Annotated in this window: 12 protein-coding genes and 1 pseudogene; 6 read left to right on the forward strand and 7 right to left on the reverse strand. The window is 50.4% G+C overall.

The genetic code is table 11. The features are described 5' to 3' along the window. Positions 1–45 precede the first annotated feature (45 nt). Positions 46–2,493: an ABC transporter permease gene (locus DW205_RS06540; RefSeq protein WP_005862806.1), complete on the reverse strand. Its 2,448-nt coding sequence runs from the start codon at positions 2,491–2,493 to the stop codon at positions 46–48. 345 nt (positions 2,494–2,838) lie between these two features. Between DW205_RS06540 and hypD the strand changes: the two genes are divergently transcribed. Beyond that, positions 2,839–5,271 carry a trans-4-hydroxy-L-proline dehydratase gene (hypD, locus tag DW205_RS06545; RefSeq protein ID WP_005862804.1) on the forward strand — a complete coding sequence of 811 codons (2,433 nt, stop codon included), beginning with the start codon at positions 2,839–2,841 and terminating at the stop codon, positions 5,269–5,271. Between the two features lie 3 nt (positions 5,272–5,274). Beyond that, the gene (locus DW205_RS06550; protein ID WP_005862802.1) at positions 5,275–6,180 is read left to right on the forward strand and encodes a glycyl-radical enzyme activating protein; all 906 of its coding nucleotides are present in this window, start codon (positions 5,275–5,277) and stop codon (positions 6,178–6,180) included. Between the two features lie 13 nt (positions 6,181–6,193). Here the strand turns inward: DW205_RS06550 and DW205_RS06555 are convergent, their stop codons facing one another. Genes DW205_RS06555 through DW205_RS06565 form a run of 3 tightly spaced genes read right to left on the reverse strand, consistent with a single transcriptional unit; the run spans position 6,194 to position 7,849 of the window. Beyond that, the gene (locus DW205_RS06555) at positions 6,194–6,601 is read right to left on the reverse strand and encodes a HEPN domain-containing protein (RefSeq protein WP_005862800.1); all 408 of its coding nucleotides are present in this window, start codon (positions 6,599–6,601) and stop codon (positions 6,194–6,196) included. Next, on the reverse strand, positions 6,598–6,912 hold the full coding sequence (locus DW205_RS06560) for a nucleotidyltransferase domain-containing protein (RefSeq protein ID WP_005862799.1): 315 nt from the start codon (positions 6,910–6,912) through the stop codon (positions 6,598–6,600). Before DW205_RS06560 ends, DW205_RS06555 begins: the two co-directional genes overlap by 4 nt. A gap of 58 nt (positions 6,913–6,970) precedes the next feature. Next, positions 6,971–7,849, reverse strand: a complete 879-nt coding sequence (locus DW205_RS06565; protein ID WP_005862798.1) for an AraC family transcriptional regulator — start codon at positions 7,847–7,849, stop codon at positions 6,971–6,973. Positions 7,850–7,994: 145 nt separating this feature from the next. On the opposite strand from DW205_RS06565, the gene DW205_RS06570 reads away from it, so the two are divergent. The 4 genes from DW205_RS06570 to cysQ are packed head-to-tail and all read left to right on the forward strand — an operon-like array spanning position 7,995 to position 14,304. Further along, positions 7,995–9,026: an efflux RND transporter periplasmic adaptor subunit gene (locus DW205_RS06570; RefSeq protein WP_005862797.1), complete on the forward strand. Its 1,032-nt coding sequence runs from the start codon at positions 7,995–7,997 to the stop codon at positions 9,024–9,026. Beyond that, the gene (locus DW205_RS06575; RefSeq protein WP_005862796.1) at positions 9,023–12,103 is read left to right on the forward strand and encodes an efflux RND transporter permease subunit; all 3,081 of its coding nucleotides are present in this window, start codon (positions 9,023–9,025) and stop codon (positions 12,101–12,103) included. The genes DW205_RS06570 and DW205_RS06575 overlap by 4 nt, the downstream gene beginning before the upstream one ends. Positions 12,104–12,145: 42 nt before the next feature. Further along, positions 12,146–13,441 carry a TolC family protein gene (locus tag DW205_RS06580; RefSeq protein ID WP_005857439.1) on the forward strand — a complete coding sequence of 432 codons (1,296 nt, stop codon included), beginning with the start codon at positions 12,146–12,148 and terminating at the stop codon, positions 13,439–13,441. A gap of 53 nt (positions 13,442–13,494) precedes the next feature. Then, on the forward strand, positions 13,495–14,304 hold the full coding sequence (gene cysQ, locus DW205_RS06585) for a 3'(2'),5'-bisphosphate nucleotidase CysQ (RefSeq protein WP_005862794.1): 810 nt from the start codon (positions 13,495–13,497) through the stop codon (positions 14,302–14,304). A gap of 228 nt (positions 14,305–14,532) precedes the next feature. On the opposite strand, the pseudogene DW205_RS06595 reads toward cysQ, so the two are convergent. The 3 genes and pseudogenes from DW205_RS06595 to DW205_RS06610 all read right to left on the reverse strand — a co-directional run. Next, a pseudogene (locus tag DW205_RS06595) lies at positions 14,533–14,921 on the reverse strand (hypothetical protein); the annotation flags it as partial. 96 nt (positions 14,922–15,017) lie between these two features. Beyond that, positions 15,018–15,923 (reverse strand): hypothetical protein, encoded by a 906-nt coding sequence (locus tag DW205_RS06605; protein ID WP_117682422.1) that lies wholly within the window; start codon positions 15,921–15,923, stop codon positions 15,018–15,020. A 92-nt stretch (positions 15,924–16,015) separates the two neighbouring features. Beyond that, positions 16,016–16,531 carry a DUF2262 domain-containing protein gene (locus tag DW205_RS06610; protein WP_115485009.1) on the reverse strand — a complete coding sequence of 172 codons (516 nt, stop codon included), beginning with the start codon at positions 16,529–16,531 and terminating at the stop codon, positions 16,016–16,018. Positions 16,532–16,595 lie beyond the last annotated feature (64 nt).

Below are 16,595 nucleotides of genomic sequence, written 5' to 3' on the forward strand. Positions count from 1 at the left end.
AAAAAAGGACGGATCAATCTACCCGTCCTTTTTTCGTAATGAACCTTAATGTCCCAATTTAGACGCCGGGTTCGCCATCGCCGCCCGATAGCTCTGGAAAGTAACCGTAGATACGGTCAGTGTCATTATGATTACCAAAGCCACTAAAAATACCCATACGTAGATCGGCGTTTTATAAGCGAAGCTTCGTAACCAAATATGCACCCCATAGTAAGCAAGCGGGATCGAGATAATAAAACAGACGAGCGTGATCCGGAGGAAAGACGAGTTCAGCATCCAAAGGATTTGCCGGACCGTGGACCCATGTACTTTCCGCACGGCTATCTCCTTTTCCCGTCCCTGTAACTCAAAGATAACCAGTCCGAATACTCCCACGAGGGATAAAAAGACGGCCATCAGGCAAAGGGCGGTAATCAGCGCTCCCTGCCGCCCACTTTTACTGTAAAGCTCCTCCAGCGCCGTATCAAAGAAATGGATATCGGCCGGATAACCCGGGATCAATTCATCCGTTACCTTCCGGATATGCTCGATAGCCGTCCGGGGATTTCCGCCGGCGATCTTGACATAAGCGTATCTTTCCGGCACCGAACGGCGGTAATGATTCTTAGCCGAGGTCCAAAGTCCCATCGGGCGTAACTCTTTATACAGGGATTCATAATGGACATCCTCAAAGATACCGACAATCCGTACCGGTATATCATTATCCGTGATGCTTGTCCCTACCAAGTCCGATAGGTCGTCCGGTTTCTCGGGGGAAAGACCCGAGGCGATCTCCCTCGCTGCCGTCTCGCTAAGGACGCAAACGGCCTGCGTGTTATCCGCCGCCTCATCTGTTGGCCGGAACTTCCTTCCGGCGATCATCTTTACATCCATTAGCTCCGGGAAATTGGCGGATACTCCCAGCCAGCTCATATAATAATGTTGTCCCTTGTAATTATACCCGATGAAAGAACGTGATTCGTCCGAGACAAATTTGAACTCGCTAAAGGAAACATCACGGATAGCGGGGCTTTCCAAGAGACGTGCCTTGAACAATTCGCCCTTTTTCAAGGCCGCCCCCATGCTTAGTCTTACCTCCAGTACGTTTTCTTTGTTAAACCCCAAGTCCACGTTCCCTATATATCTGTTTTGCAAGGAGACGAACAACGCTCCGACAATCAGCGTGATCGAGATAACGAACTGGAACCCTATAAGTAACTTGCGAGTGTTCTTGGCCCGGTCGCTAAGGGTAAAAGACTTGTTCAGCGCCATGACAGGAGGAAACGAGGTGATATAGAAAGCAGGATACAAACCGGCCAGTATACCGCCGCCTGCGACAAGGAAGAATGTGTACGCCGGAATCTTCCAGTTGGCATACAGGTTCAACGGATGCCCCACCATATTCGTGACCCATTGCACGTTATTCAAAAATAACAGGAAAAGCAAGGCGAGGAAGAAGGCGACAACCGAGATTCCCAAGGACTCCAAGACCAGATACTTCCGTAGCGTGGCGTCCGAGCTTCCCAGCACTTTCTGGATGGTGATCGACTTGGTGCGTATCGGCGCCAAGGCTATCGACAGGTTGATATAATTGACCAAGGCGATACCTATGATCAGGATGGCGATAAAGAATAACATATTCGTCCGTAGCTTATTACCGATGGGAGCGGCGTCCGCTCGGACCGGCTGGCCGAAATAGAGATCAGACAAGGGCCGGAGGCGCATATCCTCGATCGTGAAACTTTTCAGGAAAGCCCGGCTATCGGCCATATAGGTCTCGGTAGTGACAGAGGCGGATTCCGACGTCGACATCAGCAGATAACAATAGTAAAGGCCGGTATGCCAGTTTTCCATCATCTCTTTCTCCATGATCGGGATATACAGGGCATTCTTCACCCGGGTGTTTTCCGGGAAATCGCGAAAGACGCCTCCCACGATATATGCCGGCTCAAAACTAAGCCCATATATAATCGAGCCTTCGGCCCCGGCGAACTCCGACAGATAAACCGGCTTCCCGATAGGATTTTCCTCGCCGAAGAGTTTCCGGGCCATGCTCTCCGGGATCAGCGTCCCTTCCGGACGTTTCAGGCAATCCGTATCGCCGGCCACCAGCTCGAAGCCAAAGACCTTAGTATATCCCGGGGTGATCCGTTCCACCTGCTCCATATAGCTCCGTGCGTCGGGCCCTTCACTGGCTGATATCCCAAAACGTACGGAGGAGTAAACAAGGTTGTTTGTGATAGCGGCCGCTTCTATATAAGGGGAGGCGGCGATGAAACGCTCGAGTTGTGGACGTGCGAAATTAGCCTCCCATATCCCGTCATCCCGCTTGTTTTCTAACTGAAAGATCCTTTCCCTGTTCAAGAGGGAAGCGTCGAAGCTATATTCATGACCGACATGTATGCTTATCAGCATGAATAACAGGAAAGCGAAGCTAAGTCCTAAAAGATTAGTGACCGTCGCTAATTTATAATGTCTCAAGACATAAAGCAGGTTCTTGAATGTACTTTGCATGGTATAAGTTCTTTTAATTTTAAACCCTTTGATCTGGAAATACAAAGCAAAGCTATTCCTTTATTTACGTTCCTGTGTTATTTTTTTGACAAACGGTTACTTTCTGTTGATGAATTGTGATATTATCAATAATTTCCTTATTTTTGCCATCATACTTCAAAAAGAAACAAGCGCTATGTTACACAAAGGCTATCGGATGCTTTTCAACTGCCTGATGTTTTATCTCTAGCAGATACTCTCCCTATATGAACTCATGGGGGCGGGGATGCCCGTCCTGTGTAACAATAAAAAATAACCTTGATGAGGGCGGATAGATCCTACCTCTACGATAAAACATATAATTTTATGAATACAACCCATCACACACATTCATGCGTACATGATACCGTCTCTTCCGTAGGAGCGAACAATTTCGGGATGAACGACCGTATCAAACGTCTGCGCCGGCAGACCTTCGAGGCCCAACCTTCCCTCTCCATCGAGCGGGCCTTGATCGAGACCCGTTTCTATCAGGAGAATTACGGGAAGTATCCGATCCCTATCCTGCGTGCCCTGAACTTCTTGGAGATCTGCAAGCGGAAGACGATCTATATCGGCGAGGACGAGTTGATCGTCGGCGAGCGGGGGCCCCGCCCCAAAGCCGTGCCTACCTTCCCGGAACTTACCTGCCATAGCGTGGAGGACTTGCATATATTGAATACCCGGGAGCTGCAACGTTACACTATCTCCCAAGAAGATATCGATACCTACGAGCGGGAGGTGATCCCGTACTGGAAAGGCCGTACCCAGCGGGAACGCATCTTCAGTCACGTCCCCAAGGAATGGAAAGAGGCGTACGAGGTGGGTATGTTCACCGAGTTCATGGAGCAACGTGCCCCCGGGCATACCGCTTTGGACGGCAAGGTCTACCAATATGGCCTGCTGGACTTGAAGAAACGTATCGAGGGGGAACTAAGCGCCTTGGATTTCATGAACGACCCCGAGGCCACGGACAAGCAGGAGGAGCTGACGGCCATGTCTATCTCCTGCGACGCCGCTATCCTGCTGGCCGAGCGACACGCAGACTTGGCTGACGAGATGTCTCTCACCGAGAAAGATCCCCGCCGTGCCGCCGAGCTGAGGAAGATCGCCGAGGTATGCCGCCGGGTTCCCGCCCACGCTCCCCGTACCTATTGGGAAGCGATCCAGATGTACTGGTTTGTTCACCTCGGTACGATCACGGAGCTGAATGGTTGGGATGCCATGAACCCCGGCCATTTTGACCAGCATCTGGCGCCTTTCTACGAGAAAGAGATCGCCGCCGGAACCTTGACCCGTGACGAGGCGAAGGAGTTGATGTCTTGCTTCTTCATCAAGGTAAACAATCATACCGCCCCGCCGAAAGTGGGTATCACGGCGAAGGAGAGCGGAACCTATAACGATTTCACGAACCTGAACATCGGCGGCATCCGGGCGGACGGTAGCGATGGCGTAAGCGAGGTCTCCTATATCATGTTGGAGACGATCGAGGAGCTGCATATCCTCCAGCCCGGCAGCGCCATCCACGTCAGTGCCCGTACGCCGGAGCGTTTCCTTCGTGCCGGGTGCAAGGTGATCCGCCAAGGCCACGGCTATCCGTCGGTATTCAACCCGGATGTGTACGTGCAGGAGTTGATGCGGCAAGGCAAGTCGCTGCGTGACGCCCGCGAGGGAGGTTGTAGCGGTTGCATCGAGGTGGGCGCTTTCGGGAAGGAGGCGTACGTGTTGACCGGTTATCTGAACGTGCCGAAGATATTGGAGGTGACGCTGCATAACGGCGTAGATCCGGTAAGCGGTCGCAAGGTCGGTCTGGAGACCGGCGATCCCCGTGGTTTCCGGACGTATGAGGAGCTTTATGCGGCGTTCATTCGCCAGATCCATTATTTCGTGGACATGAAGGTGCGGGTCAGCAACTATATCGACCGCATGTTCGCCAAGTACGCCCCCGCCACGTTCCTCTCCCTGTTTATCGATGATTGTATAGCGAAGGGTAAGGATTACTACAATTGCGGGCCTCGTTACAACACCACTTATATCCAGTGTACCGGATTAGGCACGATAACCGATAGCCTTTCCTCTTTGCGGAAACACGTCTTCGAGGATAAGACCTTCACAATGGAAGCCTTGTTGGATGCGATGGCGGATAATTTCGAGGGACATGAGCCGATGCGCCAAATGATCCTGAACCGTACGCCTTTCTTTGGCAACGATGATCCGTACGCCGACCAGATCGCCGTCCGTGTCTTCGACGATTTATATGACGCGATCGAGGGCAAGCCGAATACGAAAGGGGAGTGTTTCCATTTGAATATGTTATCCACCACTTGCCACGTCTACTTCGGCAAAGTGATGGGAGCCACCCCGAACGGCCGCTTGGCCGGGCGTGCCATCTCCGACGGTACCTCGCCCTCGCACGGAGCCGATACCCACGGGCCGTCCGCCGTTGTCAAGTCCCTCGGCAAGCTGGATCAGGTGAAGAGCGGCGGCACGCTGCTGAACCAACGCTTCCTGCCCAGCCTGCTCCGGCGGGAGGAGGATATCTCGAAGCTGGCCTCCTTGATCCGTAGCTACTTCGCCTTGGGTGGCCATCATATCCAATTCAATATCGTGGATACGGAAACGCTTTACGCCGCCCAGAAGTGTCCGGAGGACTACCGGGATCTGCTGGTCCGTGTAGCGGGCTATAGCGACTATTTCAACGATATGAACGCCGATTTGCAAGCGGACGTGATCGCACGTACGGAGCAAGAGACTTTCTGAGCCATGCTGTTATTCGATATCAAACGATACGCTATAAACGACGGGCCGGGCATTCGTGTCACGATCTTCATGAAAGGATGCCCGCTTGCCTGCGTATGGTGCCATAACCCGGAAGGCATCTCGCCCCGGGCGGAGAAGCTGTATACGAGGAAGAAGTGCATAGGTTGCGGGGCCTGCGTGGATGTATGCCCCACCGGGGCGTTGACCTTGACGGAGGCGGGTATCGTCACGAATCGGTCTCTGTGCCGGACATGCGGTAGATGCGCCGAGGTTTGTCCCACCTTGGCGATGGAGATGTCCGGCCGTGAGTATTCTATCGACGAGGTCATGCGTGAGATCGAGAAAGAGACGGTCTTTATGGATCGCTCCGAGGGAGGCGTTACCTTCTGCGGGGGAGAGCCGTTGTCGCATCCATCGGATTTGGTTGCCCTGCTGGATCGTTGCGGAGCGTTGGGAATCCATCGTGCGGTGGATACGACCTTGTTCGCCTCGCCGGATACCGTCCGGAGCGTAATGGAGCGCACGGATCTTTTTCTGGTGGATTTAAAGCATATGGATTCCGGTAGCCATCGTCGTTTCACGGGTGTCCCGAACGAGCGTATCCTCTCCAATCTTCGGATGATCGCCGAGGCCGGCATAGACTTCCTCATTCGCGTCCCCTTGATCGAGGGCGTCAATGCGGACGAGGAGAATATATTCCGCTCTGCCACCTTCCTAGCCTCCTTGCCGTGGAAACGCAAAGTCGTCAATCTCCTCCCGTACCACGACATCGGAAAAGGTAAGCACGATAAGCGAGGAACCCTCTACAATCCCGGGCACCTTCCGCTATCCACCCCTTCCGAAGCAGTCCTGCAAAGGTGTATCGATCAATTCGCCTCTTGCGGGATAACTGCGTTGATCGGAGGATAGTTCTCTTTGGGAACTATTCTTCTTTCAATAATTGGTTGATTGTATGAATGAATAATTCGGCTTGTGGATATAAGTTATCCAACATTTCCTTATCACAATAAACAAAATCGTCATAATCTCCACTATGTCTTTTCTCAAATAAAGTCGAGAATATTTTCCCGATTTTTATAGGAAGCTTTCCGGTAGAGATAAAATGTAATCCAAGCATAGTCTTAACTCCATTATGTGTTTGTGGTTGGTGATCATATTTTAATAGCAGGGAAACCGCTGCGTAATAGCATGCATAATAGAGGCGATTAACAGCAGCATTATAGAAAGACTCACGCATCATCACTTGAGCTTCTTTCAATGTCTCATAAGCACGTTGGATTCGATAGTTAATCAATGCGTTCTTACTTTCTTCATCTAGGATCTCTTTCATAATATAATACCTTCGTTTATAACATTAATATAGAAAGGAGTTTTAAAGGGACGGTTTTCCCAGAGTTTTCTTAACATGACGATGGGGCTGATATTTACGCCAGTCTTTAGTTCCAGCTCATACAAGGGTAAAGTAATTTCTTCCTCTCGTTCCAAAGTCATTTTCTCTCCGTCTATTAAGATGAGCAAGTCGATATCGCTATCAATCCGAGCGTCTCCACGTGCTTCCGAACCGAATAAGATAGTTTGTGCCGTAGGAGCTATCCGGCGCATGATATCTTTTATCTGATCTATAATTTCTGTTCGTTTCATTTTATCTTTTCATTAAATGACTTATGTCGTGAGACAAAGATAATTATTTTTCTGATTATTACCATTTCTTCCGATACTCCGTAGGCGATATCCCGACGTGTTGCTTGAAGTATTTACCGAAGAAGGATTGGTTGGCGAAGTTTAGCCGGTCTGATATCTCTTGGATGGAAAGGGTGGAGGAGGATAATAACGCCTTCGCCTCCAAGACAACGTAATTATCGATCCATTCCCCGGCTGTACGGTTGCTGACGTTCTTTACCAAAAGAGATAAATATTTTGGAGTGACACATAATTTCCCGGCGTAGAAAGCTACCGATCGTTCCTGCTTATGATGTAAGGCGAGCGTTTGTATGAACGCCGCGAACAACTCCTCTTGCCGGCTCTTCTTCACCTCGATCGGCATATGATTCTTAAACATGCCGTAAACCTCGTGGAATACCGCCAACAATAAGCTCTGGGCAATCTCTTTCCGGTAAGGATGCCCTTTCGCTTTCACTTTCTTCCAGAGAAAAGAATGATATTCCTTGATACAACCTATCTCCTCGGCATTCAACTCAGTGACCGGATGCTCCTTGATGTAGAAGAACGCCGGCAAGGTATTCTGTATATGAGGAATGATCTCCTCCATGAAATTCTTGGAGATGACGATGAAGATCCCGGCCACGTCCTCGCTACGTTCCACGTGTTGGATGATCTGATCGGGCAAGGACAATACGAGATGGTTTTCCCCTACGACATATTCCTCCATATTGATCCGTATACGCATGAAGCCTTTCGTGCAAAGCGCGAATACGACGGCGTCTATTCGCATCGGATGGTCGAGCGAGGGAATATCGTCGATGTTATCGAATATGGCGAAATCCTCGTCGATAAAGTCTATGCCGGGTACGTTCTCGATAAGAGAGATACAAGCTTGAGGTAGATCTGTTACGTTCATAATTTATTCTTGTTTGGGCGATAAAATTAGTGAAATAATAGAATAATCCAATTGAAATGTGTCAAATAGGACAATTTGGTTGCAAAACGGAACTTCTTTGGAGTGGATAAACTCATCATCTTCGCGGTATAATAAATCATACGATATGAAAAGGATGAAAGGCATTGTTTATGGAGGATTATTATCCGTCGTATTCGTGCTGTCCGGATGTTCGGGCAGTCAAAAAGAGGGACGGGATAGCAAAGAGATCCCGGTGGAGATCGTGAAGGTAGCGAAGACCGTTCCGGCGGATACAAGGAATTACGTGGGAACGGTAGAGGAGGTCGTATCTTCCTCGATTAGTTTTCAGGTGATGGGTAATGTAGAGCGAGTATTGGTGGGCGAGGGGCAGAAGGTCCGTGAGGGCCAACTACTAGCGGTGTTAGACAAGGCGACGCTGGAAAACGCCTATAACGCCTCGGCCGCTTCCTTGCGACAAGCGGAGGACGCCTATGCCCGCATGAGAACCTTGCACGAGAATAAGAGCCTGCCGGATATGAAATGGGTAGAGGTGGAGAGCAAATTGGAACAGGCCCGTTCCATGGAGCGAATCTCGAGGAAAAACCTTGAGGACCGGAACCTGTATGCCCCGTTCGGCGGCGTTATCGGCAAGCGCATGGTTGAGGCGGGAGAGAACGTGCAGCCCGGGCAACCGGTTTTCTCCTTGTTAAGGATAGAGACGGTAAACGTGAAGATCGCCGTTCCGGAGAATGAGGTCGCCACGCTCGGCGATCAAGCCGCTATGATAAAGGTAGCCGCTCTGGGCGGACAATGTTTTGAGGGGAAAGTGACGGAGAAAGGTATCGTGGCCAACCCTATCTCCCATACTTACGAGGCGAAGATCCGGCTGGAGAACCCGTCCGGCGCTTTGTTGCCCGGCATGGTTTGCGATGTACGCCTGTCGGGAGAGGAATCCGTGCCGGCTATCGCCTTGCCGAACAACGCCGTGCTGATAGCGAACGACGGGGGGCGTTTCGTCTGGAAGATCGTAGACGGAGAGGCGAAAGCTACGCCCGTACGGACGGGCGACTTGACGGAGCAAGGCTTGTTTATTCTGGAAGGGTTGAACGAGGGGGATATCGTCGTGATAGGCGGTTACCAGAAAATCAGTGAGGGCATGAGAGTGCGTGCGTTATGAGAGAACGTAAAAACGGAGTGATCGAATGGACCATGCGTCATTACCAGATCACGTTGCTGGTGATTACCGTGCTGGTCGGGTTGGGTATTTTGGGTTTGGTGGACATGCCGAAACAGGAATTCCCGGAGTTCACCATCCGCCAAGGTGTGGTCGTGGGTGTTTACCCCGGGGCGACTTCCGGAGAGGTGGAGGAGCAGTTGGCCAAGCCTTTGGAGAGATACCTGTTTACCTTCAAGGAGGTAAAGAAGAAAAAGACGTACTCCATGTCAAGGGATGGAATGGTGTACATGATGGTGGAGCTGAACGACGACGTGAACAATAAAGACGAGGTCTGGTCGAAGATCAAGCTCGGCTTGCAGAACTTCAAGTCGCAACTGCCCTCGGGCGTACTCGCCGTCATCGCGAATGATGATTTCGGCGATACTTCCGCCTTATTGATCACCTTGGAATCGGAAGACAAGACCTACCGGGAATTGCAGCGATACATGGAGACGCTGGAAGACCGCCTGCGCCGGATCGAGTCCGTATCCAACCTGCGCCGTTACGGGGTACAAAACGAGCAGATCTCGGTCTACTTGGATCCAGACAAGCTAGCCGCTTACGGCCTAGATACCCGTATGCTGATGACAACCTTGTTCACCCAAGGCTTTACCACCGCCTCCGGCTCCTTGGAGAATGGCGGCTTGGACATTCCCATCCACCTTTCCGTGACCTATCCCTCGGAGCGGGAAGTAGGCGAGCAGATCCTGCTGGCCGATGCCGACGGGCATATGATCCGCTTGAAAGACGTGGCCCGTATCGTACGGGAATATCCCGAGCCGGATAGCTATATAACGAACAACGGCAAGAAAGCGATCATCCTTTCCATGGAGATGCGTGAGGGCCATAATATCGTACGATACGGAAAGGAGGTAGACGAGGTATTGCACGCTTTCGAGCGGGATCTTCCCGAGAGTGTCTCGATCCGCCGGATCGCCGACCAGCCGAAGGTGGTGGGAGACTCGGTAAGTTCCTTCGTGCGGGATTTGTTCGTGTCCATCGTGGTCGTGATCTTGGTGATGATGGTATTGTTCCCGTTCCGCTCGGCATTGGTGGCGGCTACCTCCATCCCGATCAGTGTCTTTATCTCGATCGGTGTCATGTACGCTTGCGGCATCCCGCTGAATACGGTGACGCTGGCCGCCTTGATCGTGGTATTGGGCATGATCGTGGATAACTCCATCATCGTGATAGACGCCTATCTGGAATATCTGGACAAGGGCTATTCCCGTTGGTACGCCGCCGTCTATAGCGCCAAGAACTATTTCAGCTCGATCTTGTTGGCTACGCTGTGTATCTGCGTGATCTTTTTCCCGTTGCTTTTCACGATGACGGGGCAGATGTTGGATTTCGTGACCTTCTTCCCTTGGACGCTTTCCATCTCCCTCATGGTGTCGCTGGCGGTGGCGATGGTCTTTATCCCGCTGCTGGAGCGGGTCTTGATCAAGAAGGGATTGAAGTCCGGGCGGGAGAATACGGGCAAGAAGAGGTTCAATCTGCTGGATACCGTACAGGCCGTCTATACGAGGGCACTGACGTGGACTTTCCGTTTCCCGAAAACCACGATCGGTCTGGGCGTCTTGACGGTTGCCTTGGCGATCCTGATGATCACCCAACTGAGCCAGCGTATGATGCCGATAGCCGACCGGGATCAGTTCGCCGTCGAGATCTATCTCCCGCAGGGAACCTCGCTGGACCGTACCGCCGCCGTGAGCGATAGCCTCTATAAGCTGTTGTCGGAAGATGAGCGCATCCTGTCCGTCACCTCCTTTATCGGAACTTCCTCGCCCCGTTTCCAAGCTACCTACGCCCCGAACTTGGCCGGGAAGAATTACGCCCAGTTCATTGTCAACACCGCCTCGATAGAGGCCACCCGTAGCGTGTTGGATGATTATACGGACCGGTACGCCGATTATTTCCCCGACGCCTACGTGAAGTTTAAGCAACTGGATTACCAAAACGTATCCTCTCCTTTAGAGATCCGTTTCATGGGAGACGATATCGCCCGGTTGAAGCAGGCTGGGGATTCCTTGATGGCCGTGTTGCGTGAGATGGACGGCTTGGTCTGGGTACACACCAATTACGAGGAGGCCTTACCCGACGTACGGGTTCGATTGGACCCAGTGGAAGCCTCCCGCCTCGGGATCACGAAGGCGATGGCCTCGGCCGATCTGGCGATCCGTTACGACGGTCTCTCGGTTGGCTCCCTCTGGGAAGGCGATTACGCTTTGCCGATCCAGCTGAGATCCGATAAGAAAGGGGAGGGTGACGCGTTCGATAAGGTCGGCGACCAGTATCTTCCCACCATCGTCCCCGGCGTGAGCGTCCCGCTCCGGCAAGTCTCCACGATCGAGGGAGGCTGGAATGAGGGGCAGATCGTCCGTCGCAACGGCGTGCGTACCTTGAGCGTCTTCGCCGAGGTAACCCGGGGGACCAACCAGAACGCTATGCAGAAACGGATCGAGCGAGTCATGGAAAGCCATATTATCCCGACCTTGCCCGAGGGCGTGACGTACGAGTACGGTGGAGCCAAGGAGCTGGATTTCGAGACGATGAACCCGCTGATGCAGGGCTTGGCGATCGCCGTGATCATTGTTTTCTTCTTCCTGTTGGTCAATTTCAAGAAGATCGGCTTGGCGTTGGCGGCCCTGTCCTCGTTGCTGCTCACCTTGTTCGGGGCGGCGCTGGGCTTGTGGGCGTTCCATATCGATTTCAGCTTGACGTGCGTCTTGGGCGTTATCAGCTTGATCGGTATCGTGGTGCGAAACGCTATCTTGATATTCGAGCATGCGCAAGACCTGCGGCTCCATAAGCATTATAGCCCGAGGGATGCCGCCTTCGACGCCGGCCGGCGACGCATGCTCCCGATCTTCCTGACCTCGGCTACAACGGCCGTGGGCGTGGTGCCCATGATCATCAGCGGCAGTTCCCTTTGGATGCCGATGGGTGTGGTGATCTGCTCGGGAACGGTCTTCTCGATGATCTTGGCGGTCATCATCCTGCCTGTTTTCTATTGGAAGATATTCGGGAATAAATGAATGATACGGATGTGGATTAGGATATAATATAGGAATGAATATATGCGGAAAAAAGAGATGATAAAAAGATGGATATATGGCATCGTCGGTTCCCTCGTCTTATGCGTGGGGACCGTGAGCGCCCAGCGGACATTATCGCTGGAAGAATGCCGGGAAATGGCTTTGGAGAATAACGCGAAGATGAAGAACGCCCGCTTAGACGTAGAAGGGGCGAGGGAAGGAAAAAAGGAGGCCTTTACGAAATACTTCCCGAATGTCAGCGCCGTGGGAACGGCATTCAAGGCGAACCACGGGATGATGGATATGAGCGTGATACCGGGCCTTCTCGAGTTGTCGATGATGGATGACGGCTTGCTGGGTGGGGTGACCGCTATCCAGCCCGTGTTCGCCGGCGGACAGATCGTGAACGGCAATAAGCTGGCCGACTTGGCGCTCGAGGTGAGCCGTTACCAGATGCGCCAATCCGAGGATGAGGTAGCCCTGACGGTGGAGCGGTATTACTGGCAATGGATCTCCCTTCACGAGAAATTAAGGACGATCGAGATCGTGGAATCCTTGGTGGGGAGTCTTTATAAGGATGTGGAGGTAGCGGTCGGCGCCGGCGTGACGACTCGTAATGACCTACTGCAAGTCCAGTTGAAAAAGAACGGCGTGGCGAGCGACCGCCTGCGGGTGGAGAACGGCTTGCGCCTTTCCAAGATGGTGCTGGCTCAATATATCGGTATCGGGGAAGATGATTTCGAGATCGATTTCACGCTGCCCGCCGAGGTGCCCTCCCCGGAGCTTTACCGGGTGAGCCATGAGGAGGCGCTCCCTACGACACTCTCTTATAAATTGCTGGAGAAGAACGTGGAGGCCGCCCGTCTTCAACAAAAGCTGAAGGTTGGGCAATACTTGCCCACCGTGGGGATCGGAGCCGGGTATATGTATCACAACTTACTGGATAAGGACCGTCCGTTCGGCATGGTTTTCGCTACCGTAGCGATTCCGATCAGTGATTGGTGGGGCGGCTCGCACGCCATCCGGAAGCAAAAGCTTCAGGTGAAGGCGGCCGAGTATTCCCGCCAAAACGCCAATGAGCTTCTGTTGGTGCAAATGCGGAAGCTTTGGAACGAGCTGGAGGAGTCTTATAAGCAAGTCAAGCTCTCGGAGGAGTCCATAGCGACGGCCGAGGAGAATGTCCGCCTTAATACGGACTATTATAAGGCGGGCACGGTAACGCTGAGCGATCTTCTGGACGCCCAATCGCTCCTCCAGCAAAGCCGTGACCAGTATACGGGTGATTATACGGCTTATTTGATCAAACGTACGGAATATTTACAGGCGACAGGGCGTTAATTTATTTTTTTTTCCATATATTTGCTTATTAACAAATAATAAAACGAGAAGTGATGATGAGCTACGCCAATTATCTTTACATAGCGATCCGTGCCGCGGTAGACGCAGGCAAGTCGATCATGGATATTTATAACGACCCCGAATCAGACTTCGGGATAGAGAGAAAAGCAGACAACTCGCCGTTGACAAAGGCGGATAAGGCGGCCCATCGATTGATAACAAACGCTTTGTCCGTTACCCCGTTTCCGGTCTTAAGCGAGGAAGGAAAGGAGATCCCGTTCAAGGAGCGCTCCAAATGGGAGACGCTGTGGATCGTGGACCCGCTGGACGGTACCAAAGAGTTTATCAAGAAAAACGGCGAGTTTACCGTGAATATCGCCTTGGTGGAGAAAGGTGTGCCCGTGTTGGGCGTCATTTATGTGCCCGTCCGGAAGGAGTTGTATTTCGCCTCCTCCTCTGTGGGTGCTTATAAGTTTACGGGAATCGATAGCAGTAGCCAGCCCTCGATGGACGAGATGAAGCAGGGGGCGATACATTTGCCGATGGCGCTGGCGCATCAGGGAATCGTGGTAGTGGCATCCCGGTCTCACCAAACGGAGGAGACCACCGCTTTCATCGATAATCTCCGCAAGCAGGGAAAGCCTGTTACGTTGATCAGTAGCGGTAGCAGCTTGAAGATTTGTCTGGTAGCGGAAGGCTCGGCCGATATCTATCCCCGTTTCGCCCCGACGATGGAATGGGATACCGCCGCCGGCCACGCCATCGCCAAGTCTGCCGGTTGCGACATATATCATATCGACGGTAAGACCCCGCTTCGCTATAACAAGGAAGATTTGCATAATCCGTGGTTTATCGTGAAGTGAGGGAGATGTGTATTTTAGATTTTTCTCGGTTTGACTTAACCAATTGAGAAATAAACTTTTAGCGAATTATTTGAGAAATAGAGGTAACGATTTAGCAACTGTGCGAATTTCAGCGTTTTGCGTTGCTATGCTGTCAAATAACTCTTTCATTTGCAAATATAACATCTTTTTCCGAAAGTACGAACTTTCGGTGGCAATTTTATAAAATCAACTTGCGAAAAAAGAAAATCATTCATCCCATTCATGGGTTGTGTCATCGGTGGCGTTGTACTGTTTCCAACGTCCCGATTTCTCGCCGTCGTGTATTGTCTCTCGATGGTTATATAGGGTTTTCCGTCCCGTGTCGATTCCACATGATAAGAGCCGTCAAGTTTTCCGTTACGGTAGTGTCGTGTAGTCCTGTTGTGAAGCGTGCGCCCATCCTCGAAAATCTCCCATTCCTCACCCTCTTTTTTTCCGTCTATATAATGAGATTCAAAAATCTGCTCACCCGCCTTGCTGTCAAAGCGGCGTTCCCGTCCGCTCTCCACACTCTGCCTATACTCCTTTTCGGTTTCCATTTTGCCGTTATGAAAATAGGTCTTTACAGTTCCGTCTATCTTGCCTTGGCGGCATGGGCGGCTCTCCGCAGCTTGCAGTAAATACGGTTGCCAAAAGTATGATTATGATAGGTGTTCTCATTTTCTTACTTGCAAAATAAGGTTTGTAGCGTACTAATAGACACGAACATTCAACACTTTTCCATTAAACAGTTCCACATAACGATTATCTGAAAAACTCCATGTTTCAAGCGTTCCGTTTTCCTTTTTTATTTCTGATTTCCGATAAGGTTCACCCCACGCAACGACAACCATTTCTTTCGTCATTCCGGTATCTACTTTCCTGAACGCTATCTGCTTGCCAAAATTATCGCCATACTGTTCTTTCAGCAAGGAAATACGCTTGGCACTTACGAACTCGTAAACTTCATCACCTATTGGGAAGGCTTCTACCTTAACGCTGTCTGCCCCCTCCATAATCAGAAACGCCCCGTCACTGTTCATTTTCAAGCCTATATCCATACAATGGTATTCAGTACCTTCAGGCGGTGTTATGATTTGTCCGTCCTCGGTTTCTACCCGTTTGGCAAGTGAGAAGAATGCCTGCCCAATGTATCTTTTCAGCTTCTCATAGAAGCCCAAACAGGTCATACATAGAGGATAACGATAAGGATTGTAGTAAATTTCATCTCCACTTTCTTTTTCACGCAACAGAATACAGCATCCTGTTCCTTTAGTCCAGACTTTCAGAACCTCATAATACTTTCCCACCACAGATTTTGCAGGAGTTACACTTACACCATCCATTTGATATACCGGCTGCTTCTCACCATCGAGGAAGTTGCCCGTGAAGAATACCTCGTAGTAACCACGACTGTCATTTTTCGCTCCATGCATATAGAGGGTCTGGCCGGGCAATGAAGCAAAACTCCGACTTTCCACGTTTGTAAGGCTGTCATAAGGTTGTGCATTCTGCACAGTGTACTCTTTCAAACCGTCATTCTTGGGGATTATGTTGAGTTGAGCTACTGCATACAAGCTACAACTCAAGAATAACATTATAAATGGAATTGTTCTCATACTTAACTTATTCTAATTATCGTAATATTCGGTGGATAATGTTCGGCAGATAAACCATTTTCAATGTTTCATCTGTTTGTTAGCAACCTGTTCTATCCTTCTAATCCATTACATTCACATTCAATTTTTCCGTTTTCTTTGGTATATAGACTATACCATATAACATGACCTGCATAATAATCAGGGGAACAACTTATATACATGTTTATATCTGTTATCCCTTCCTCAACAGAAAAATAAATAGATTGCACCTTTAAGCTATTATAAAAATCAGTTTGAGTTATAGGTAAAAATACTTTTTCCTCATATGCCGTCAAATAACAATCTTTTTCGTTTGTTACTTTAGAATCTTCATCTTTTATCCATTCTTCAGCAAGTCTAATCATTCCTTCCTCTATTGCTGTTTCTGTGCAGATTTCTTTATTATTATTTACCCACACTAAAACAGATTTAATTATAGGGAGAATAGATATATTGTCAATTCCTTGTTTATTAGATATTTCGACACGAGTTGATTCATTCCATATTGAAATATGGAAATTATACTCATAAGACAGACTTCCTTGTACAAAATCTTTTTCTGTAAGTTGTTCTATTTCTACTATCATCTTGTTTTCGCTTTATGGGTTGCTAACGGTTCTCAGCTATACGCAGGCAGGGATTTTAACCACT

Source organism: Parabacteroides sp. AM17-47 (assembly GCF_003434625.1).
Classification (GTDB): domain Bacteria; phylum Bacteroidota; class Bacteroidia; order Bacteroidales; family Tannerellaceae; genus Parabacteroides; species Parabacteroides distasonis.